Below are 22,095 nucleotides of genomic sequence, written 5' to 3' on the forward strand. Positions count from 1 at the left end.
TTTATGATCTTATCCATTCACCTAACTTCTTGTCCCATATCACAACGATTAACTCCTGTTTATTTAAGTACTCCCATAACTTCTTGCGTAACGGAAATCCCTCATTGATTGCTCGTTTACTGCCTTTAACATCACAGACCTCTACACGCCCATCTAAGTACGTTACTTTAAAGTCCGGTGTAAACTTCATAGCTGCCTTTTTCGACTTCCCACTCTTTGTTATGCTGCTTTTAATCGTGAATGTTGGAATTAGTTCATATTCGGGATGAACATCTATTCGCAAGACGTCATCCCTTGTTTTTAGGTACTTATAATAGTCACATTCTGTTTTGCTATCGAATTTTATATCATCATATATAACTTCTTTACTTCTAATCTTCGGTTTCGCTGCTTTCTTTCGTTTCTGCTGTTTTCTTTTCTTAATCAACTAGTAACCTCACTTTCTATTCCATTCGCTCTTTGCACTCTTCGAGAAAATCAATAACTTCCTGAACATGCTCCCTTGTTGTCATACTCTCCATCACGTATCCTTCGTCGTTATAAACATTGACCTTATTTCCTGCGAACTCCATTCCACACATTCCATCTGCACCTAATAGCTTTACGTTAGCTTCCATTCTTTTAACCTCACTTTCTATTCAAAAAATTATTTTATTCAAAACTAATGTTGCAATAGAAGCACAATATATGAATTCCTAACGTTCTTTCTGGAGCGTAATAACCTAACATAACGCCCCATGCATCCTTTTCTATACCAAGTCTAATTTTCATCATTCTTTTCCTCCACCCCGATTCCTACTACAACTCCATCTAATATATCCGCCAAGTTATTAACTTCTTCTATGTTTGATGTATGGAACCTAATTACCTTACCGTCAGGAAAATTCATTGAAACTCCTTGAGATTTTTCTGATTCGAACGTACTGCAATAAACTCCTGTTTTGCACCATAAACACTTATCTTTATCTATGTGACATGTACATGCACTACTCATTTTCCTCTACCTCCCTAAATAAAACTCAATATTCCGTCAATACTGTAGACAACCCATTTCTTAACCTGAGCAGTTAGCAAAAGCTAGCTGCTCTTTTTATTTCACTGTCACCCATTAGATAAACGTTCATATATTATTTTGTGTCTTCCTTTCTACTAGGGGATCTCGTCATTGTATTTCCGCATAACCTTCATGAAAGAGCACTTTTCGAAGGTGCTCTTTTTTATTCATCCGAATAATCATTACAATTCTGTACATACTATCTGTAAGCTGCTTTCTTAACAGTGATTGCAGCCTGAAGCCTTTTTTGGTAATGGAGCAGTTAGCTTTTACTAGCTGCTCTTTTTGCCGTACAAGTTCCTATTTGCTTTAAAATGAGTAAACTATCTTGAACCTTACTTTTCAGTCATTCACTGGTTCATGACTTACAAACATAACCCCAATACATGGAATGTTTTTATGCGAGCACTCTGGAACAAGTGCTCGTTTTACTTTGGTGTTTTTCTACAAAATGAAATTTTTATTAAGAAGACTTATTTATACCTTTCAGTTGATCGTTTTCTAATTCAAGTTCACTTATTCTTCTTTGTAACTTTTGTATCGTGCTTATGGCCATATACACTGTATCCTTAGCTTCTTTTTTGAACTCTTCGCAGGTTATTGGGCCATCTGTATTTCCCCTAAGGTGCTACAATTCTGATAAGGTTTTATCAACTCTCACTCAATCCACCTTGCTTTCTATTAAAATGAAGTTTTTACCATAAAAGTAATTGTTAAATATCTAATGCATATGCATTATAATTGGATAGGTATTGTGTATTGGCATTAAGAGGAGCACCCTGTTCAAGTGCTTCTCTTTTTTTATAGTTGCGATAGTTAAAACTTTGAAGTTATCTCCATCTTTTCCCCCGCTTAGCACTGTACGTGCGACTTTCATCGCATACAGCGCCCCATCTTATTCTTCTATACTAAAGCAACCAGATTACAAACAATGTTGTACTCACCAACGTATTAATTCCCCTTTCTTACGAAAGGTCACATCATCTTACTCGATCCTGTGAGTTACATCTAATTGATTTAGTTTTCAAAGAATAAGACTAAGGACTATCCCTCCACATTTATTACATGCTTCGTCGGCACTATGTCCCCACCTTCACAAGAATGAAGCAATTTTGGTTCATTAGAACCTTATATGCATCTGTCCGCTAGTAGGCGTTGGTGACAGTTTCTTGCTTACCACGTTCCGATTGACTTAGCTATACATATATCCTTAGGCGCTTGCTTTAAGCCTGTTATCTTTACACCCTCATCGTTGGATGTTCCGAATTTCATACTATTTACTCTTACTTTTCGGTAGATAACGTCGTCGTTGACGACATACACATTTCTGATGTATTAAACGTTTAGACCCGTACATTCACAAGTTGGCCAGTCCTTTGTCGGACATTCTCACCATAGATATTTTGTAGCATCCCGACTTATCCATCACCATATGATTTCTCACTTAGGTTTTGTTCAGCCGACTTCACCTAGCTTCATACAATTTGTGACTACTATCATGCCTTGCATGTAGGAGTATCAGATAAGTAGTTTCAGCTCAACCTGACGGCTTTCATTCCTACTTTCAGTCAATCAGTTGTTGTTATCGAATTGATAACCCTCCTATTTCGTGTTTGCACACTTATAAGGAAACGTGTCGCGCAAATAGCGTTTTTATTAAGATCTAAAGCCTTCTACACAAATATCACTTTTAACATGTACTCCATATTTATCTTCAATCGCTTTTTTAATTAGCTCATTTGATTCCTTTATGCTAATATCTTGCGGATGTATACTTTTCACATTAATATCCACGCTATAGATAACTATTGCTGTTCCATAAACTTTCATTCTCAATCTCCCTTTCTCCCAAATAAAGATTTCGTTCACTTTTTTGTTACATTTTTGAAACATTCATGTGTTATCTTCATTAAGTCCTTTTAAAAACAGAAAGATTTATTATGTAAAAGGCCCTAGTCCCCTCTAGGGCTTTTTACATTCAAATAACGATTTTGTTAACTTTTTGTTACATTTTCGAAATATTCATACGTTACATTTAGAATGTCTTTTTAAAACAGATAGATTTAAATTTAAATCTAAATATCTAAATTGCCGACCAGATTGGTGATATGTTGCAATATTATAGATGTTCCTTAGGGAGTTATCATGTAATTAAACAAGAGTTTAAGAGTTCTCGAATCTCAGCCCCTTGGAGCGCACCCCAAGGGGCTGAACCATTTTAAATAAAAATCTTATTATTTATTAATATCTTTATTGCTACGTAAAACATTTGTAAATATTACTGTTTTCCTTACTTTCTTCCTTAAAAACGTTATATACTACATTTGAAATGAGCGATCAAATTCGCTTATTATCTTATTTCCCATGCGACATAACCTTTTATTGAGTGCTAGGAGAAATCCTAGCCTTTTTTTATACAATAAAGATTTTGTTTTAAAACTACACAAAGCGAAAGAAATAGGCATACAATGTCGTGTATTCTTTTTCAATGTAAGTTTGGGTAGAAGAGCGCCTTGGAAAGCGCTCTTTAATTTTAAAATAAGGATTATGTTTGATTTTTATTAACCTTTTTTATTGCTTTGAATACTTTATTGCCAATCCAAGGAATACACAGGTTTCTCTGGACCAGTTACCTTGTATTCCTTGGATTCCTTGTACGCAGAACCCATTATAACTATCGGGTTCTGTTTATTTTTATCTATACAATAACTATTTTGTAAAAAACTTTTCACCTTTTAACTGGACAAGCATATATTATTGTATGGAGACTCTCCATTCATAGGAATCTACCTTTCATCTCTCAGAGCACACTTATATTTATGTGCTTTTTTTATTTGTTGGCATTTCTCTCCCTAAAAAGATATATACTGTATTAAGAACTGAATCCACCGGTTCTATTCATCCTCATAAGGCTCGTATTACATATTGAACACTGTTAAACAGTGTTCTTTTTTATGACTAAATAACGCTTTTGTTAAAAAATTAATCATCATAATCTGTATCATCTACTGCAATAAAATCTCTTTTACAATCAGGACATGTAGCTACATAATTCGGATGATAGTCCTCATCATAAAATCGGAACTGATTTCCTTCTCCGCAATTAGTACATTCCCAATATCCTTGCATAAACCCACTAGTTGTCTCTGGTTTATCACAACCAACCGAATAAACTAGATACGGTTCGGCTGACTCACTATAATGTGGTTTATACATAAAAGGTGTTAAACTTGGCATTTCTCATTCCCCATTTCTTAATAAAATTCAAATTTGGTCTTACTTCACGCCTGTAGATCCAAACCCGTTTTTACCCCTTTGACTAACCGATAGCTCGTCTACCTCAACAAAATTAGCTGTTTCCACTGGCGCTATGACGCCTTGAGCGATTCTTTCGCCTTTGCTAATTTTTATTACCTCGTATTTAGTCACTTTCGTAACATTGAAGTCGTTATCCCCAACAAACGCTCCCTTTAATAACCTTGTCTGTGATGCATATTCAACCATTGAAACGTTATCCGCAATCACACCAACTTCTCCTCTATATCCACTATCGATAGTTCCTAAGACTACTCGTAACTTTGTTTTACGAGACATACCGCTACGTGGTCTTATTTGCATTTCAAATCCTGGTGGTATTTCAAACGCAAGACCTGTAGGTATTACCTTTGTTTCCCCTGGCTTTATAACCACATCCTCCGCTGCAACTAGATCAAAACCACTATCGCCCGGTTTAGCGTATTTAGGCAATTCCACATCTTTCAATCTCTTAATCTTCACTCGTAAATTCATTCCGCCCCGCTCCTTATAAGTAACTGTTTAATTTCTCTTTTCTATCCTGCAATTCTTCCAGTGTCCGCTTTGTCTTCCGCTTCTCACTATCCAATCCCACCAAGTGACATTTCATCTTGCGCTTCACTTGGTAAGTCCACTTCTGAACCGTCATATCCTTCTGGATACATTTGCTTTAGTAAGTTTGTAGAAGCATCGCTCCCGTCAAACATCGGTGGCGCAAGCTTCTCAACATGGTTTTGCCAAAAGTCTTTTTCAATATCGATTAAGTACTGAATAACTTCTTCATCACGTTCAATCTTTTTATAGATGAATTTATTCCCACCGATTAACACTGCAATCCACCATGCTTCATAACCCGTTACGGCCATATAGTGTTGACACTGGATAAGATAAGACGTTGGGATTTCTTCGCCTTCCCATTCTTTCTTTAAGTATTCAGATGCTGTTTTACATTCAAGACCTACTTTTTCGCCAATAATGAGTCTGTCCACATTAGCTAGCATCCAAGGGTAATCAGGATGTTGTAGGATCGCATTCCGTTTACGTACTTTCAATCCTGTTCGTGAACTAAATTCTTGTGCTACGACTTCCTCAAGAACATTTCCGAAGTGAGCCGCTTCACTTTGAATATCCTCTTCTGGTGATTCACCAACTTTATCCATATAAACCGAAATTGGTGATTTCCATTTGTTTAGCCCTGCAATAGCGGATGCATCAGAACCGCCAATACCAGCCTTTCTTGCTGCTAACCATTGCTCATGAGCCATTTCTTTTGTAATTACTAAAACATCTGCTTTCATATTTAACTCCTCCTTGTTTTTAGGAGAAAACATTTGGTATAATGCAATTAGAGTCATTACATGTGTTTTCTCCAAACCGTCTTAGGGGTAAGGCGGTTTTTTATTTTGTTATAGAAACTAACTAATAATTCCGTTAAAATATAGTTACCGATATGTGTAACAACCAGCCTGTGCTTCTGTACGGGCTTTTTATTATGCTAGTTTTTAACTAGCGGATACATTGTTATCACTCCTTTCTGATGCTATGAGCATCATCATGACCAGAAACGAGGTGGAGGGGAAAAGGTGTCCGCTCCTGATCATGATGACAAGCACAGGCTTGTCCATTGTTCATAATTCCGTAACACATATACATGAGTTCCTATGTTAGACTAAGGTCATTCGAAGAAGTCATTCGTTATTAATAGAATCAACAATTCTTAATACCCCATCCCCTGCCCTAGCTCCCCTGCTAGGGCTTTTTGTTTTCTCTCGACTCTTTTTGGATTTCTAAAAGAGCATGGAACGTATTTCTTTTAATTGTTTCCAACAATCGAAAAGCTTCGTGAGCTGTATAACCTTCTTCTTCAACTAATCTTGTAAGACCAGTAATTATTAGTTGTTGGCCAAAACTATCTAGATTTAATTCGTCTTTACTAATTTTTCATTCCCCTTTGTTCATATTTTCGTAACATCTATATATAAAGTTCTTATAAATTATGTGTTACACTTTGTACATTCCAAGAAGTCCTTATGGAATCGACAACTCAATACCCTTAGTAATACCCTGCATCCCCTGTAGGGTTTTTTCTTATTTAGCTAGAGTTATATACTTGGGTTCTGGTGCAAAAACTTTGAAGTATATGAAAATGGTCTATCAAACTTGGAAATAATGATAGTACTACTCTATAAAAGGTGTGTGATCAGTATGGAAAAGGAGAATTTATTTAAGTGGAAACATTATCAACCAGACATCATCTTATTAACTGTACGTTGGTACCTACGGTACAACCTAAGTTTTCGCGATTTGGTGGAAATGATGGAGGAACGGGGTTTATCCATTTCTCATACAACGATTATGCGTTGGGTTCATCAGTATGGTCCTGAATTGGACAAGCGGATCCGACGTTACCTCAAACAAATAAATGGCTCTTGGAGAGTCGATGAAACATATATCAAAGTAAAAGGTCAATGGATGTACCTGTATCGTGCTGTTGATTCGAACGGAAACACAATCGATTTTTGCCTAAGCAAAACAAGAGATCATAAGGCTGCAAAGCGCTTTTTCAAGAAAGCTTTGCGGTCTTTTCATGTTTCAAAGCCACGTGTGATAACAGTTGATAAGAATCCAGCTTATCCTATAGCAATTGAACAGTTGAAAAAAGAAAAAAGCATACCTAACGGTATGCGACTTAGACAACAAAAGTACTTGAATAACATAGTAGAACAAGATCATCGTTTTATAAAGAAGCGAATCCGTTCTATGCTAGGTCTTAAATCTTTCGCCACAGCTACATCCATTCTTTCTGGAGTAGAAGCCATGCATATGATTAAAAAAGAACAGATTGCTTTACGGGACCAGTCTGTCCAAAATCAGAAAGAATTCATCCATCAATTGTTTGGACTTGCAGCATAAGATACGATTCCGTTAGGAATATATGCGCTGTATTCTCTTTTATTTTTGCACCAGAACCGAAAAAATCGTGCATATAAAGAGAAAAAGAAGAGGATAACTTTTAGCGATAGAATTAAAAAATTGCAAGGAATCAATGTGTATGTGACCAATATTCCATCGGAATATGTTTCAAAAGAAGCAATTCATGAATTTTACTCCCTTCGTTGGCAAATCGAAATCATTTTTAAAACATGGAAATCGATTTTTCGTATTCATCACAATACAAATATAAAAAAGGAGCGCCTAGAGTGCCATATCTATGGAAAATTAATTGCGCTCTTATTATCTTCCACAGTGATGTTCCAGATGCGACAATTATTACTGGTTAAAAAACAAAAAGAACTAAGTAAATGGAAAGCCATGTATATGATTCATGATTACTTTCGAGTACTATATCAATAAATACAAGATCAATCGAATCAGTTAGCAAAAAGTTTTCTTCGCGTATTTCATTTACTTGATAAAAATGGACAGAAGTCACATCGATATCGAAAGAAAACGGTGTTTGATATCTTAGGTATTGCATACGTACAACATCTATCAAAATAAAAATGAAATAGTTTAAAAAAACTTAGCCCGTAAGGGTTATTTAGCATGCCATTTTTTCTATATATCTCTTTTTCTTGAAGTGTTACAAAGAAAATTTTACATATTTCTGTATTATGTTTTCCTTAGCTTGATGGCGATGTTTCCGTACCCCTAACAGGAGTTCTCTCATCTTAAACATTGTCGAAGAAGGGTTTTTTGCCCATCCCCTCGAAGGGATGGACAAAGAAATCCAACTTTAAAATATGCATTTTAAATCTTCTACAATCGTATTGACATATGTTAGATGTAGATAAATTGTATTTTTGAAAGGAATTAGTTATAAGGGAAAATTATTGCGCTAAGAACAAATCTTGTTTACAATTTTTTTTAAACTGACCCAACTTTACTAGTTGCCGATTTTCTAGTCCAGGGATCTTATTTGAAGAATCTGAGACATCCACAATAATGGTATTAGTTAATACATTAACTACCGAACCAATTAGTATTACTGACGAATCATGACGATAACGGAATTGTACAGAATCACCAATTTTTACATTTACAGATTTTTTATTCATCAAATAGTTCCTCCTCAATTATATAGGTTGAAAGATATTAGAATTAAAACCCAAAATATATTCCAGAGATTATATATGTAGCTACAACCATAAAAATAGATATTTCAAATGTACCGAAGAAGCAAATTTGTGAGGTAATACAATTATCTATAAACCATTTACAAGTGACATTATATCGCTTATTTAAATTGGTTTTTATAATAATTTTCTTTTTTAGTTAAATATGATAAAATATTCTTGCTGTGATGAGTTTTTAGGTATATATTTATCTTCTAGAATCAGCCTTTCTTTTATAATGTATCTGGAAAAGCCCTTACTTACTTGGCGGTGGTGGGGGCTTTTTCGTGTCTATTTTTAATGGGTATTTCTTGTGGTTTATAGATCCCTAATTCTACGTAATTTTTTAATTTACCGCGTACACAAGACGATCTCACGGTACCTTTTTCCAATCACCACTTCTGTTCGGCTTCACTTGCTGTAAAAACATTGAAAAGTGGGGAGTTTAAAAAACTTTTTCTACAGAATTCTTCTTATCTGTCATTATATTCCCCCTCTTCAATCACGAAAACGTGATTTTCTGTATTTCTATACTATCAAGTTTTCGTGATTAATCAATAATATTTCTGAAAATTATTTCTGTTAATTTCGACAAAAAAGCACATAACCTAAATAGATTATGTGCGTAATAAAAATTTTCTTTTTAAGAAATGCTTATATACTTGGAATTGGTTAATTAGTTCATTTATTACTGAGTTCTGTAATTATCTGTTTCAGGTACATATATTGTATACAGCGTACAGAAAAAGGATAAATTCGTGTCTAAACCATATTTTAAAACTATATTATTTTCTTAACTTATTTTCCCTTGAGCAATAAGGACAGCCATTTCCTTTATGTCGGTTGGAGATGTTTCTCATTCATGCCCTTTCTCACAATTCCTTTTTATCGGAACTATATGTAACATCAAAAGGAGTTAATTTCCCATTTTTAGTTTCATGCCATTGTTTAGGCTTTCTTATTGCTAAGCTGTTATCCATATAGTGTTATCTCCTTTTTTTATATGCTAGTAGGGCTATAGATCATATAATTTGTTTACGCATTATAGCTATTTGATATACCTATTGGAGGTCACCATACCATGCTCCAAAAAGAAAAATGCACATTTAGACATAAAATTGACACATTTCGATTCTCTGTACATTAAGGAATTAGTTTGTATATTTGAGGAGATGTACGAGACAGGTGTGAATTTAGGGGAATCCAATATTTTCTATTCATATATGATAGAATGGAAATATATCCAAAAGGAGGAACAACAAATGAACTCAAACACAAAACAATTTATTTATGATATCCAGCAAAGAAAGAACAATTATATGGAAAATGTATTAATAGCCATACAACACCCTAAAAAAGAGCAATCTGAACAGGTCATTCAAAATATAGTAGAGAAGATGGATATGATGATTAGTTTAGTTACTACTTACATGGCTATTGAATCAGGATCTATGGAAGAATTAAAAGAACTTCAGGAAGAAATTATTCATGCTCAAGCATATATTCAAAAACGAAAATTTGAAGAAACACAGAGATAAAACCCTGTGTTTTTATTTGGTCGTCTATGACGCCAATCTGTTATAAATTAAATTAGATGTAATTTGATTATTGTTTTGGCATAATCCATACAATTTGTTGAATGCGTACAATATATGGCACCGTATCTTCAATGAGCAAATGATCTGGTTTCACATCTTTTAACTTTCCTCTTACATTACCTCTTACAGTTTCAATAACCACATGTTTACCAATTACTGATTGTAATGTCTGATATACGTAGGGATTGGGTGTACTTACCATATGTTGTTCATTCAAGTCATTTCCTTCCGAATAACTCATTCTATAAGACTCCTTTCTAACTTGCATTCTTTCTCCTAATATATGATATAAATCTTATAAATATGCTAGAAGGATAATTCATTATAGGAACGAAACTAACATTTTAATAAGGTTCCTTTTGCTAGTTAATAGGTGATGATATAGGGATATTTTGAATGTACATTCAGGTTGTTCTTTTCAAAATATGTATTATTTTAAATATGCCCTTTATTAGCATACTGCTCATACTTTTTTTGAGATTCTTTCGTAATACGTGCGTTAAGTAAAATCGCTACCAACAAAAACACTCCATATTCCCCCCTGTAGCTCCTATGATAATCACACTACTACAAACAAGTACAATTAATAGGAGAAACGAAACTAAAGAAATACGTTCATAGTTCTTTGACATCTTCTCGTATTTTATGCGTTGTTTCCTTGCATACATCTAAATTCCTCCTTAAAATTATCAATTTTCCTATAAAATAAATCTCGCCCTTAAAAAGAAAACAATCTATCGGTTCAAATAATTAATTTTTTTAAGCAACTAATTTATATAACGTAAAAAGAAATACTACCAATATTAAGCTTTCCGCTATGATAATCCAGACCCTCTCCTTTCTTTTAATCCCATCGCATCCGATGATATGTATATCCTATTATTATCAACAGAAAACAAAAAGGATTATCCCTTTTCGTAAAGGATCATCCTTTTCTTCATTCAACAATTTTTAGGTATTCTTGATTAATTAAAATAACAGCCGGTCCATCTACAACAATTCTACCAACTTCAATTTTTTCATAAGACTCAATCTTAATAGAAGTAATCCCTTTCCGCTTCTTTAACTCGTTACTTAATTCTTGCGTTGGCATGCGTTTCATATCTTCACTCCTTCTTATTGTTTCATTTCATCTTATTATGTTAAATAAATTGTAACAATGGGTTCTAGTTCTAGAAATCCCATCAATTTGTATCGTTGACCATATATTTAGATGTTACCAACTCGCGCATCTCTTTTATGAAAAGAAGATAAACAATTACTATTCACTGTCTCAGTAAATGTAGAAAATTCTTAAAGATAGAGATGAGATTGATTATTTTTTCTTCTAGAAATAATGACTTAGATATATATACCTAAAACAATGAAAGCCCTACCTCTCTTTCATCCTTACGGCTCCTTGTCCGTGCCAGTGTGAATCAGGATTGCAAAAATCAAGTGACTATTTGATCGAGTTATTTGATGAAACTTCGAACGTTCGTAAAAGAAATGTAAAAATAAAAATGGATTAGATTGAAGTAATAACAAAAGAGGTTCCTACTCTAAAAGTGAGTTGAAGAAGTTGAATGTCTTTGAAATGATTTACTTTTAATAATCATCATATTCCCGAAAAATTCAGGATATTTTCGGGGGATGTAATACATTATCTATAATGAACCTTAACAGAAACTTTTTAATTGATTTTCAGTGATCCCTTTAATTAATCCCAGTTCACTAATCAAAAATTCATGTGCGTTATCCAACATTTTTTTTTCGCTTGTATTCAGTGCTTTTTCTTTTTTCATACGCATTAGATCACGTACAACTTCAGCACCTTCTTGTATTTCACCCGTTTTTATTTTGTCCGTGTTCACTTTATACCTTTGTTTCCACGGCAGTAATTCATCTGATTCTCCATGCTGAAAAATGTGTATAATGTGTTTTAATGCAAGTATATCAGTAACTGGGCGTATACTCGAACTTAATATTTTACCCATAGGAATCATGACTTGCATATTACTGATTGACATTTTTATAACAAAATACTGTTGTTTTTTCCCTGAGAATTCTTTTTCTTCTATGGCTTCAATTATACCTGCTCCGTGCATTGGATAAACAATGTTATCGCCAATTTGAAACATATAATCCACCTCCATATATGGTAACCTTCTTAACCTTAACATATATGTGATTTTTTATCAAATATTTTATAATATCATAAAATTATTTTTAGTGTCAACTACTTTTTTCTTTAAAAATTAAATCAAATAAAAACACCCCCAAAACAATAGGGAGTGTGTCAGATTTCCCATAAAGGGAAGGGGAATTTCCCCGCTTATATTCTGAAATCTCTACTCATTAACGTAGATCAGTTTTCCCTTGAAAACGACCAAATCGATCCCGTATTTTTTTCAATCTTGTGTGGTATTCCAAAATCTCAATTCTTGCTTTTTCAGCTAGAGGTGCAATGGGTCGTAAGTCTTTTAACCCCCAATAATCAACCACTACATCAAGTACTTGATCAAAATATTGTAGTGGTCCATAATTCGCTTCTTTTGCAATTACAGCCATTCTATTTTCAAAATCAGGCATGACGGCACTTAAGCAAATTAAACATACCTTTACTGGCACTCGCTGGTTTATCGAAGGTGACATAAAGGGATTCTTTGATATTATTGACCATCACACTCTTATCAACATCTTGAGTAGAGGAATCGAGGATGAAAAATTTATCAACTTGATTTGGAAATTTCTACGTGCTGGTTATGTGGAAGACTGGGTATTTCATAAAACATTCAGTGGAACTCCACAAGGTGGTATTATTAGCCCAACTCTCTCTAATATTTACCTTAATGAATTGGATAAATACATTGAAGAATATACATCGATATTCAATAAAGGTGATAAACGCAGACATAATCTAACCTACCATAATCTAGCATCGAAAATAACTTATCATAAACATAAGAATAAACGTGAATGGTCAAATTTAAACAAAGAAACTAGAGCTGTAAGAGCCAATGAATTGAAAGAACTCTACAAAAAGTTAATCAAACATGACAGTAAGGATCTGTTTGATCCGAATTATCGTAGAATGAAATATGTGAGATATGCAGATGATTTTCTTATTGGTGTTATAGCAAGCAAAGAAGAGGTAGAAGAAATCAAGAAGGATTTAACGATTTTTCTAGCTGATAAACTAAAACTTGAACTAAGTGCGGAAAAGACGCTGATTACACATAGCAAAAAGAATGCGAGATTTCTTGGGTATGACATAAGAGTAGCTAGGGATTGGCAAACAATGAAAATGCCTAACGGCACACAAAAAAGGAAATTTAATTTTCAAGCCAAACTCTTTGTTCCTCACGAAAAATACATCAAAAAACTCATTGACCTTAGTGCATTAAGCCTCGGGAAAAATAATCAATGGAAACCGATTCATAGACCGTATTTACTCCATAATGATGACATAGAAATCATAAGACAATACAATGCCGAAATAAGAGGACTGTACAATTATTATCGACTAGCTAGTAATGTGCATGTTCTGCAATCTTTCCGTCAAACCATGAAATACAGCATGATAAAAACTTATGCTAATAAATATAAAAGTACCGTTAGCAAGAAAATCAATAAATTTTCTATAAACGGAAACTTTGGTATTCGCTACAAGACGAAAGATGGGCAACGTATTGCATACTTCATAGAACAAAAAATGGAGAATAATACAAAGACTAATTATGAAGAGGTTGATATAGAACCGATTACAGTTCAATTTGGTGGCAAAACAAGTCTCATTGAACGCCTTTTAGCTGAAAAATGTGAATGGTGTGGTATAGATAATGTTCCATTAGAAATGCACCATGACTTACACAATGGGAAGTTAGATTGATAAATGGAAAGCCGTATACTCTGAGAGGAGTACGTACGGTTTGGAGGGGCGTTCTTGGAAACCTGCTTAAGAAACTAAGTAAATGTGATGAAATATTTTGGTGGCTCATTTTCTGAAACAATGCCATCCTAGACCTAGGTGTCAATATACGTTCTCCATCGATACCCGCTGTGCGCTTCCCACGGTTTATTTGTGTAACTCTTTTAATTGATAACAATAGATTCGCTTTGCTTCGAAGTATAAGGCGTTGTAATTTTCTCACTCTTCTACTTTGATTTTGGTGTTTGGCACGAAAAATTCGTTGTCGTAACTTCCTTACATACCTTTCGATTTCTTTCCACTGGATTGTAAAACAATCTGTAAGTGAAGGAATAGCCGACGCCTTGTGAGCTGTATCCATAACTAGATTCCTTCCTTTCCGCAAAAGTTTCTTTCCGCTTTTTTTCGTGTTGAAGACCTGTTGGAAGTCTGCACCCTTTCGGGTTGCATCATTAAGGTTTTTTTCCTTGAATGCTATTCGCACAGTTATGAGTTCCTGTTATCTTTCGACTTTGCGACTTTCGCTTTTTCCAACATCCCATACCCTCTATAACGTCATTCTGCCTTACGACATCCTTACTGTACAACGTACAGATTATATAGGGCTTACCAAGTTCCACTTCTAATAGATACGATGAGGGAAGGTATCTTCTACTACTCCGGCGGATATGTAGGTTGTCCCTCAGCGGCATACAAAGTCCACTTTTCTCATCCGCAATCCCAATGTATCAACGTCTTTCATTAGGTTCATAGTAACGAAGCTTAAGAAAATTCACTGTCGTTTACCTTTCTCATCTTTCCCTAGAACGGATTGAATGTACGTTCATCGCTTCCTTATGCACCCCCTCATGCAACCAACCCTGCCATTACTAGCAACGCTGTTTCGGGTGGAAATATTCTTGACAACTAGAATAGCGTATCCCTATGGATACGCACTATTATGAAGCGACTTCTTGTCGCGCCTGTATCTCTATATTCACTTGCGTTCCATTGTCCAATGTTGCTAATAAGTCTAATATGGATAACTTATCATCTCCATAAGATTTATGAAGATGTGGATCTTCTAGTTGTAGAGATACAATAGGAGCATTTAAAGATTCTTCTAGGATAGGGTTTAGAAATCCATTTATTCGTTTCCCTTCGTTCTAAATAACTGTTTAAAAGCGAAATCAATCCGTAAATTTACTAATTTTGTGGTCATGGGTTTCCTCTTCCTGTCTTCAGTTATTCTTATTATTTTATACTGTAATTCTTTATATAAGCAAATACTACTTTTACCATTATAGCTCCAATTCATTACAGTATACATCTAACTCCGTAAAACAATTTTGTAAATCCGCTTCAAAATCGATTTTATGAATTATGCTATCTACCTTTTTTTCTAAATCTGAAATTTTGTTGTAAGGAACATAAAATATATATTCTCCTGAACGTTGTTCCATATTGTATTGTCATGTGAAAAGGATTCGATATTCTTTCGAGCTTTCCCCTTTCTTTGTACAAATTTATTGTTGTTTTCCACACGTAACGATATATGAATAGTGGCTGTTTGTTCTTTAATTTATTCGCTTTTTTCGGTTTGCTTATTTTTTCGTACATATAAAACTGCCTGTTAGCTAAATAAAGAACAATGAATGCTGTATACATGTTGACCATAATTTATATAATATATATTTGAAAATGTGAAATAGGGCTTAACTGTATGATTCTACTTTGGTTTTCATAGGTGCTTTTCTTATACTTACATTTGGAAAGCTCATATACTGTAGTGTAATTATTTAGAAAAGTTGTTTTTTATATAAGGTAGGTGAGAACCATGAGCAAATTTAAAAAGAATAGTTGTATACCGTTTCAATGTTGTTTCCCTTTACCTGAAATCGGTCCATCAGGCTCGACAGGTCCAACGGGAGCAACAGGTTCAACGGGAGCAACAGGTCCATCAGGCGCGACAGGCCCATCAGGTGGTCCACCAGGTCCAACGGGAGCAACAGGTCCATCAGGCGCGACAGGCCCATCAGGCGGTCCACCAGGTCCAACGGGAGTAACAGGTCCATCAGGCGCGACAGGCCCATCAGGTGGTCCACCAGGTCCAACGGGAGCAACAGGTCCATCAGGCGCGACAGGCCCATCAGGTGGTCCAGGAGCAACAGGTCCATCAGGCGCGACAGGCCCATCAGGTGGTCCACCAGGTCCAACGGGAGCAACAGGTCCATCAGGCGCGACAGGCCCATCAGGTGGTCCACCAGGTCCAACGGGAGCAACAGGTCCATCAGGCGCGACAGGCCCATCAGGTGGTCCACCAGGTCCAACGGGAGCAACAGGTCCATCAGGCGCGACAGGTGGAGTATTAGATTTTGCGGATTTTTATGCATTGATGCCCCCTGATAATGCTGCAACAGTTGCAGTCGGTGGTGACGTTGATTTTCCAAGAGACGGACCTTTTAGTGGAGCGGGGATTACACGTACTGGTGCTGACACATTTAATTTGGCTGCAATCGGTAGTTATCAGGTCTTATTTCAGGTGAGTGTGACCGAATCGGGTCAACTAGTTTTAACTCTTAATTCCGGAGCAGGAGCTGTTGAATTAGCTTATACGGTAGCTGGTCGAGCAACTGGTACTTCTCAGATAGTAGGAATGGCCCTTGTGCAAACATCAGTCATCAATTCAATACTTACTGTACGAAATCCTGCTAGCGAATTCACAGCACTAACCATTACTCCTTTGGCTGGAGGAACACAGTCTGTTTCAGCACATCTTATTATTACGCGACTTAGATAAAAGCGAAGAATAGAATAGGTTGTAGGCTATAGCCATCAATTTAAGGAAAAAAATATAAAAGTCCCTTTAATTTTTTTGAAGGGATTTTTGTATTTTTTTAGATATAGTAATTTCTGCTAACGGAAACTATGTAAAAAACTAAATCTATGCTAGTTTTTTGTTAATGGATGTTCTAATCTCTTTATTTATAATGTTTGGAATGTATACTTTTAATAGTGATTTTGAGAAAACGGGTGAATGGATATAATTTCAATAAAACCAAGAAAAGGAAATAAAAGTAAAATAATAATTATAAATTCACTTTCATATTCCACTATATCTCCTGTCATAAGCCAGCCATCTATGGTAAATGAACTTGGAGCATTAATATAGCCAATCATTGTAGACATTGATTAAATTTGTAACATTCCCTTCACAACTCTTGACTCCATATTTTTTATCGCTTAGTTTAATCTACAAAGAATCATTCGATTTAAATTGTGAATATAAACCTCCTAATTCTGACAACCCATACATTTGTATAATTTTAACACAAGGGAATATTTCGTTTATTTTACCTAGCGTAGTCTCAAGCATAACTTCTGATCCATAAGAAATAGTCTGCGAACTATTTAAATTATATTTTTTATAAACCTTACTCAGTATAAGTAAATTTATAAAGGTTGGAGATGCAGGTAATGCTTGTACTTGATGTTTCTCAATCATATTACATACTCGATTAGGGGTACGATCATCAATAATTACCAAACACCCTAGGCTAGAAAGAATTTGGAAAAGCGTATTAACTCCCCCAATATGATCAAATAACATAAATGGTATAACCCGTTTTGCACTTCTTGCAACGCTGTACTTCTTTTGAAGTAATGTAAAATCATGTACAATTGCTTTACTGTGTCCTGTTGTGCCAGATGAAAACAATACTAATCCGGGATGTTTTAACTTTTTCAGTTGTAATAACAATTCATTTTGAATGTAATCTCTTTGCATATTGATTATTTCAAAATTTCCACTTTCAACTTTAATTACATTTTCTAATTCAACAATTTCATAGTATTCTTTCTTCTTGCTGTCAACCAAAGAATTTAAGATTGGTACTACTGTACAACCTAACTCAATAAGTGCTAAAAACATTGCTATGGAGTATGGAGAATAGTCCGCTTCTAAAGAGATAATTTTATACTACATCTTTCCATGTTCCTTTAATTCACTTATATAAATCATTGTTTGATTTAGTAACCAATCATATGTGTATGTTTTATCCTCCAAAACAATAGCATCACATTCTTTGTTTAGTTCAAACCTTTCTAACGAAAAATCAATATGCATACTAGACTGTCCCCTTTGTAAAGGACATTTTTAAAAAAAGTTAGGCAACATCAAGAAAATGATTTTTGTATCCAACAGGTGTCATCTTCTTTAAATTCTATTGATATCTATAGTGTTTATAGTACGTCATATAGCTCTTAATCTCTTGTTTCAACTCAGTAAAAGACTCGCAAGGTTTTATATGTGCTTCACCTTTCAGATGACCAAAAAATGATTCTTGTGGAGCGTTATCCCAACACTTTCCTCATCTTGACATAGATTGTCCGAGGTTTAATGTTATCTGTTCTGAAACATGGCAAGCTAAAATTTCATTGGCTGAGCCATCTGAAATTGTAGATAAATAAGCTCTTTTATTCTTACCGTAAACTAAATAAGTGATATCTGTAAGAAGCGTTTTTCCTGAGGTGTTTTGTTAAAATTCTCGATCTAATTGATTCATCATTACTCGATGTTCTTTTGTTTCTTTCAGCATTCTTTTATAAGGATTTGCTATCCACATCAGACAGACAATCTCATATTTCTTCATGATTATACGGATACGCTTTAAATTGTGGACAACTTGAAAATGACCCGCCAATGTCATTTTTATTTGACGAGCCTCTTTCTTTCGATTTCTAAATCGAAGTGCTTTTAATATAATTTGTTTCACGATTTCATCTTGATCTTTCTTTTGTTTCCGTTGTTCTTGAGGTGAAATGAAAAAATAATTATAGTATTCCGAACTGGATTCAGCAGCTACTTTACACAAGTAACTCACCATATTTCGTAAGTTATATTTTATGATGAAAGAACGAAACAGGATATATTTCTAACTAGGTGGCAACGTTATTTCCTTCCCATCCTCCCTTCCATTTGTTTGATCTTTTTTAACAATTCACTTTCTGCCTTTAGTACGTTCCGTTCGGCTTGAGCATACTTCTCTTCTAACGTAAGCACACTCTCAAGAGTTCTTACGGCGTTTTGGTTGCGTGTATCTCGCAAATTGAGACGAATATTTATGGATAAAGATACTCGTCATGTTGTAAATCTTAGTGATTGTAAAAAGGTGCATGCCCATAAAGAATCGTTTTATAATAAAGATTGATAAACAATTAATCTTTCATACGTTTTCACTACTTTTTAATTTTGTTATTGAGAGAAAAAACTTAAAAGATGAATGGTATGTTATACAGACTAACAACGTATTTAGATGTAAGATCTAAGATGTTAGATTAAGTACTTGAAAAAAATATATAGTTGATGAGATAGCCGTAAACGACAATCCCCAACAAGATTACTGTACATTAGCTATGATGGGTTAGACCTTATTTTTGGAAACAGTATACAGCCCCAAGGGAAGAGGCGATAAACATGCAGTCAACGGAAGCGCATATGAAGGAAAAACAACGTAGAGAAAAAATAGAAATAATATTCAGCCACACGGTAAAAGGAGAGAGTTATTTTCACGGTTCTTCTTATAAATGGAAAAACATTGTATATCAAAATTATAATAGAATATAACAAAAAGAGTTGGAAATTGAACAAATTATTTCGAAAATGGAATAAGAAGGGGTTCGTTTTGCGCAGCACCGTTCACTCATACACTATCCCGTCATTGATTTTATTAAATATATAGCTAAGGTTTATAAGGAAACCATTGAAATACAATAACCATGATTATATTTTTAAAATAAATAATTATATTCAAAGAAAACCTTTACAAAAAGTTTATTTTTGAACATTGTTAACAAAAAGCTCAAAAACTCATTCAAATATTTTTTATTCAAAATACTATTCGTTTTTGTTATAATAACAACCATAACGTATTCTAGTCGTTTGTATATCTTCAGATTTTGTAAAATTTATTACACAAAAAGACAACTCTTAATTAGAGTTGTCTTTTATTTTTTCTCGATATACATAATACTGTTCTGGTGCAAAAACTCCAAGATTCTTACACCTGGAGAAAAAGTAGGACCTCTCATATTCCTTCATTATTTTATAAAACGCATTTTTCTTTCGCTCTAACATTTCCATAAATATAATAGCTGTTATTTCCCCACTTTTCCATTTAGAATAAGTTTCTTCTATATTAATTATGATAATAGATGGTTTTAATGCTACTGTTGGTTCAACCTTACTTATTTTGCGGTCTATGACAACTACCCTGTCACTACCCCATTTAGTAAGAAAGAAGATTTAGAGAAAGCTAAAAAGTACTATGATGAGTTAGGAAACTCAGCTCCAATACTATGCTTCATATATAGGCTAAAGGAGATTTCCTTTCACAGATAAATGGTGATATAAAAAATAAAGAGTTTAATAAATATAAAGAAGTTATGGATAAAACCATTAAGTAGGTTAATGAATTCGCTTTCATTTTTCGGGAAATATGATAAAATTGTATTTGGATAGAAGTCCAATACATATTATTAAAAGTAAAGTGGTTTAAGTCGGAGGAAGGCACCTTAAGGTGTCTTTTCTTTATGAAAAAATCCCCACACAAGGTGCAGGGATTTTTATGCTACGAATATATAAAACTGACTATTTAATATATAGTGAAGTACGCCACGTATCTCTTGGATAGTTTATTGAAGTCTTTTGATATTCAAAAGTCCCTTCTTGATGATTTGATGCATCCCATTTATATTCCCAACCTACAATAGGATTACCACCAATTATTTGTGAACCAATACTTTTCACATCAAATCCATTCATTTTCGCAAAAGGAAACTGGCCATACCCTATTTCTTTTGTGTAAACATATAAGTAACTTCCCCCATGATCTTTAGTTGTACTAAAACTATTAGGATTAATGTATTCAACTCCACCCAATTGTGACTCTACTTTTACTACACTTAAAGAAGTTAGAGGTGCCGCTGGCCCTGCAGATGCCTCCGATGCCATTCCTAAACCAACTACCGCTGCCATTGCTAATGATGATATCCCTAATATAACTTTTTTAAATATATAAACATCCCCTTCTTTTATATAGGTACAAGTTTGATATTAACAGAATTTTATAAGGATAATCATTATTTTGAAAATGTTAACAAATTATACTTTTTTAGATATGTAATTTAGCATATTGATTGACATGTATGAAAATATATTCGTTGCTTTCAAGATAAAAAACTCCTTAATAGGATAACGTCCCATCGCCATCAAGCTAAGGTTTTGAAGTACCCCCAAAATGAAAATTCTCTTTCTCTACAGTTAGTTATCTTGAGAAATTAGCTCATTTTTTTGTTTTTGGGTGTAACTTTGGAAAAAAGTTTGATTAAAATTAATCGAACCGAACCCTCGATAATCCGATTTTTTATTTCCGCCAAAAAGTTGAACAGGCTGCCTTATCCAAAATATTAAATTCGATTATTTTCTCAAGTAATGAGAAATCAATCGGACTATCTCACTGGATACGTACCAACTGCTTGGTGTGATCATAGCCAGCCTGCACAATCCCCTCAGAAAATTGATTAATCCCTGCCTTTTCAGGTGCAAAAGCCAAATGATGTTTGGCTACGCTAAAACCAATAATGAATGTACCGTGATCGGTAAACATAGGCTGATTCCACGCAATTTTCGGCATTGAATTTGGAAATTTCTTGGTTACCCAAACCAAAACTTCTCCCGTTCGGTCCCGATGTTGCGGGTTATCAATATGCGCTAAATATTTTGTGAAAACTTCCATGTCATTTTCTCCTAAAATAAAAATTATTTTTGAACGATGTAATTTTTCATGCCTCCATTCACAACTTCATCCGTATCTATGACAGGATACTTAAACACCTCAAAAATCGACTTTTATTCAGCCATAGTTTTTTTCTTCTTCTTCAATTTCGACAAAGTCCGCAGACTCTTTTTTAAGTTTAACTTTTTCTATATGCACAATTGTTTTATAATCTAACCTCATTGTGTGTATATATAATAACGCTGTTTAATTTTGTTCTTAAAGATGCAGCAACTACAAACTGATAAGATGCACTAACTTCGAGAAGAAAACCCGCTACATAAGCATCAAATCCACGGGAGAAAATATC

Annotated in this window: 21 protein-coding genes and 12 pseudogenes; 7 read left to right on the forward strand and 26 right to left on the reverse strand. The window is 34.3% G+C overall.

Annotated features, from left to right (window positions below):
- Nucleotide 1 precedes the first annotated feature (1 nt).
- The 9 genes and pseudogenes from JFU54_RS00430 to JFU54_RS29550 all read right to left on the reverse strand — a co-directional run bounded on the left by JFU54_RS00430 (nucleotide 2) and on the right by JFU54_RS29550 (nucleotide 6,286).
- Entirely contained in the window at nucleotides 2-427 is a 426-nt protein-coding gene (locus JFU54_RS00430) for a DUF1064 domain-containing protein (protein WP_085313209.1), read from the reverse strand.
- A 16-nt stretch (nucleotides 428-443) separates the two neighbouring features.
- Nucleotides 444-617 (reverse strand): hypothetical protein, encoded by a 174-nt coding sequence (locus JFU54_RS00435; protein ID WP_201038178.1) that lies wholly within the window; start codon nucleotides 615-617, stop codon nucleotides 444-446.
- A gap of 34 nt (nucleotides 618-651) precedes the next feature.
- Entirely contained in the window at nucleotides 652-774 is a 123-nt protein-coding gene (locus JFU54_RS30000) for a hypothetical protein (protein ID WP_265324191.1), read from the reverse strand.
- Entirely contained in the window at nucleotides 761-994 is a 234-nt protein-coding gene (locus JFU54_RS00440; protein WP_078205593.1) for a hypothetical protein, read from the reverse strand. The genes JFU54_RS30000 and JFU54_RS00440 overlap by 14 nt, the downstream gene beginning before the upstream one ends.
- 1,716 nt (nucleotides 995-2,710) lie before the next feature.
- Nucleotides 2,711-2,884: a hypothetical protein gene (locus tag JFU54_RS00445; protein ID WP_157404947.1), complete on the reverse strand. Its 174-nt coding sequence runs from the start codon at nucleotides 2,882-2,884 to the stop codon at nucleotides 2,711-2,713.
- 1,152 nt (nucleotides 2,885-4,036) lie between these two features.
- A complete protein-coding gene (locus JFU54_RS00450; RefSeq protein WP_078205592.1) occupies nucleotides 4,037-4,291 on the reverse strand; it encodes a hypothetical protein in 255 nt (84 codons plus the stop codon).
- A 39-nt stretch (nucleotides 4,292-4,330) separates the two neighbouring features.
- Entirely contained in the window at nucleotides 4,331-4,843 is a 513-nt protein-coding gene (locus JFU54_RS00455) for a dUTP diphosphatase (protein WP_085313211.1), read from the reverse strand.
- 116 nt (nucleotides 4,844-4,959) lie between these two features.
- A pseudogene (locus tag JFU54_RS00460) lies at nucleotides 4,960-5,646 on the reverse strand (YqaJ viral recombinase family nuclease); the annotation flags it as partial.
- 451 nt (nucleotides 5,647-6,097) lie between these two features.
- Nucleotides 6,098-6,286 (reverse strand): hypothetical protein, encoded by a 189-nt coding sequence (locus tag JFU54_RS29550; protein WP_078205591.1) that lies wholly within the window; start codon nucleotides 6,284-6,286, stop codon nucleotides 6,098-6,100.
- 267 nt (nucleotides 6,287-6,553) lie between these two features.
- On the opposite strand from JFU54_RS29550, the gene JFU54_RS00465 reads away from it, so the two are divergent.
- Both JFU54_RS00465 and JFU54_RS00470 read left to right on the forward strand, forming a co-directional pair.
- Entirely contained in the window at nucleotides 6,554-7,261 is a 708-nt protein-coding gene (locus JFU54_RS00465; RefSeq protein ID WP_002192093.1) for an IS6 family transposase, read from the forward strand.
- Nucleotides 7,262-7,321: 60 nt separating this feature from the next.
- Nucleotides 7,322-7,849 (forward strand): annotated as a pseudogene (locus JFU54_RS00470) (transposase); the annotation flags it as partial.
- Nucleotides 7,850-8,178: 329 nt separating this feature from the next.
- Here the strand turns inward: JFU54_RS00470 and JFU54_RS00475 are convergent.
- Together JFU54_RS00475 and JFU54_RS30455 are read right to left on the reverse strand one after the other, a co-directional pair.
- On the reverse strand, nucleotides 8,179-8,406 hold the full coding sequence (locus tag JFU54_RS00475) for a methyltransferase (RefSeq protein ID WP_078205942.1): 228 nt from the start codon (nucleotides 8,404-8,406) through the stop codon (nucleotides 8,179-8,181).
- Between the two features lie 929 nt (nucleotides 8,407-9,335).
- On the reverse strand, nucleotides 9,336-9,443 hold the full coding sequence (locus JFU54_RS30455; RefSeq protein ID WP_176127039.1) for a zinc-ribbon domain-containing protein: 108 nt from the start codon (nucleotides 9,441-9,443) through the stop codon (nucleotides 9,336-9,338).
- 282 nt (nucleotides 9,444-9,725) lie between these two features.
- Here JFU54_RS30455 and JFU54_RS00485 point away from each other — a divergent pair, with 282 nt between their 5' ends.
- Nucleotides 9,726-10,001 carry a hypothetical protein gene (locus tag JFU54_RS00485; protein WP_002187306.1) on the forward strand — a complete coding sequence of 92 codons (276 nt, stop codon included), beginning with the start codon at nucleotides 9,726-9,728 and terminating at the stop codon, nucleotides 9,999-10,001.
- Nucleotides 10,002-10,068: 67 nt separating this feature from the next.
- On the opposite strand, the gene JFU54_RS00490 is transcribed toward JFU54_RS00485, so the two are convergent.
- From JFU54_RS00490 to JFU54_RS00510, 5 genes and pseudogenes are all read right to left on the reverse strand, one after another.
- Complete coding sequence (locus tag JFU54_RS00490; protein ID WP_078205944.1) at nucleotides 10,069-10,302, reverse strand: YuzF family protein; 234 nt, start codon at nucleotides 10,300-10,302, stop codon at nucleotides 10,069-10,071.
- A gap of 194 nt (nucleotides 10,303-10,496) precedes the next feature.
- Nucleotides 10,497-10,729, reverse strand: a pseudogene (locus JFU54_RS00495) (hypothetical protein).
- Between the two features lie 269 nt (nucleotides 10,730-10,998).
- Nucleotides 10,999-11,163: a BC1881 family protein gene (locus tag JFU54_RS00500; protein ID WP_201038179.1), complete on the reverse strand. Its 165-nt coding sequence runs from the start codon at nucleotides 11,161-11,163 to the stop codon at nucleotides 10,999-11,001.
- A 556-nt stretch (nucleotides 11,164-11,719) separates the two neighbouring features.
- Nucleotides 11,720-12,181, reverse strand: coding sequence for a CarD family transcriptional regulator (locus JFU54_RS00505; RefSeq protein WP_002169666.1), 462 nt, complete (start codon nucleotides 12,179-12,181; stop codon nucleotides 11,720-11,722).
- A 217-nt stretch (nucleotides 12,182-12,398) separates the two neighbouring features.
- Nucleotides 12,399-12,638 (reverse strand): annotated as a pseudogene (locus JFU54_RS00510) (acyl-ACP desaturase); the annotation flags it as partial.
- On the opposite strand from JFU54_RS00510, the gene JFU54_RS00515 reads away from it, so the two are divergent.
- Nucleotides 12,631-13,932, forward strand: a complete 1,302-nt coding sequence (locus JFU54_RS00515; protein WP_201063435.1) for a reverse transcriptase/maturase family protein — start codon at nucleotides 12,631-12,633, stop codon at nucleotides 13,930-13,932. The pseudogene JFU54_RS00510 and the gene JFU54_RS00515 sit on opposite strands and share 8 nt — an antisense overlap.
- Before the next feature lie 82 nt (nucleotides 13,933-14,014).
- Here JFU54_RS00515 and JFU54_RS30165 read toward each other — a convergent pair.
- The 3 pseudogenes from JFU54_RS30165 to JFU54_RS30170 form a co-directional block, all read right to left on the reverse strand.
- Nucleotides 14,015-14,332, reverse strand: a pseudogene (locus JFU54_RS30165) (reverse transcriptase N-terminal domain-containing protein); the annotation flags it as partial.
- 595 nt (nucleotides 14,333-14,927) lie between these two features.
- Nucleotides 14,928-15,172: pseudogene (locus JFU54_RS00525) on the reverse strand (PD-(D/E)XK nuclease family transposase); the annotation flags it as partial.
- A gap of 79 nt (nucleotides 15,173-15,251) precedes the next feature.
- Nucleotides 15,252-15,571 (reverse strand): annotated as a pseudogene (locus tag JFU54_RS30170) (recombinase family protein); the annotation flags it as partial.
- 216 nt (nucleotides 15,572-15,787) lie between these two features.
- Between JFU54_RS30170 and JFU54_RS00530 the strand changes: the two are divergent.
- The gene (locus JFU54_RS00530) at nucleotides 15,788-16,750 is read left to right on the forward strand and encodes a collagen-like protein (RefSeq protein ID WP_201063437.1); all 963 of its coding nucleotides are present in this window, start codon (nucleotides 15,788-15,790) and stop codon (nucleotides 16,748-16,750) included.
- Nucleotides 16,751-16,959: 209 nt separating this feature from the next.
- Here JFU54_RS00530 and JFU54_RS29565 read toward each other — a convergent pair whose 3' ends face one another.
- The 4 genes and pseudogenes from JFU54_RS29565 to JFU54_RS00540 form a co-directional block, all read right to left on the reverse strand.
- Nucleotides 16,960-17,130, reverse strand: coding sequence for a hypothetical protein (locus JFU54_RS29565; protein WP_242489397.1), 171 nt, complete (start codon nucleotides 17,128-17,130; stop codon nucleotides 16,960-16,962).
- Nucleotides 17,131-17,203: 73 nt separating this feature from the next.
- Complete coding sequence (locus JFU54_RS00535; RefSeq protein ID WP_242488121.1) at nucleotides 17,204-17,881, reverse strand: AMP-binding protein; 678 nt, start codon at nucleotides 17,879-17,881, stop codon at nucleotides 17,204-17,206.
- A 48-nt stretch (nucleotides 17,882-17,929) separates the two neighbouring features.
- Nucleotides 17,930-18,076, reverse strand: coding sequence for a hypothetical protein (locus tag JFU54_RS29570; protein ID WP_242488122.1), 147 nt, complete (start codon nucleotides 18,074-18,076; stop codon nucleotides 17,930-17,932).
- 97 nt (nucleotides 18,077-18,173) lie between these two features.
- Nucleotides 18,174-19,063: pseudogene (locus tag JFU54_RS00540) on the reverse strand (IS3 family transposase); the annotation flags it as partial.
- Between the two features lie 363 nt (nucleotides 19,064-19,426).
- On the opposite strand from JFU54_RS00540, the pseudogene JFU54_RS00545 reads away from it, so the two are divergent.
- Nucleotides 19,427-19,726, forward strand: a pseudogene (locus tag JFU54_RS00545) (hypothetical protein).
- Between the two features lie 303 nt (nucleotides 19,727-20,029).
- Here JFU54_RS00545 and JFU54_RS29575 read toward each other — a convergent pair.
- Nucleotides 20,030-20,146: pseudogene (locus tag JFU54_RS29575) on the reverse strand (recombinase family protein); the annotation flags it as partial.
- 90 nt (nucleotides 20,147-20,236) lie between these two features.
- Here JFU54_RS29575 and JFU54_RS29580 point away from each other — a divergent pair.
- Nucleotides 20,237-20,415 (forward strand): annotated as a pseudogene (locus JFU54_RS29580) (stress protein); the annotation flags it as partial.
- Between the two features lie 184 nt (nucleotides 20,416-20,599).
- Here the strand turns inward: JFU54_RS29580 and JFU54_RS00550 are convergent.
- On the reverse strand, nucleotides 20,600-21,025 hold the full coding sequence (locus tag JFU54_RS00550; protein ID WP_151304133.1) for a DUF4879 domain-containing protein: 426 nt from the start codon (nucleotides 21,023-21,025) through the stop codon (nucleotides 20,600-20,602).
- A gap of 349 nt (nucleotides 21,026-21,374) precedes the next feature.
- Nucleotides 21,375-21,746 (reverse strand): annotated as a pseudogene (locus JFU54_RS00555) (iron chaperone).
- Between the last annotated feature and the right edge of the window lie 349 nt (nucleotides 21,747-22,095).

This window comes from Bacillus sp. TH19 (genome assembly GCF_016651075.1).
GTDB classification, from domain to species: Bacteria; Bacillota; Bacilli; order Bacillales; family Bacillaceae_G; genus Bacillus_A; species Bacillus_A mycoides.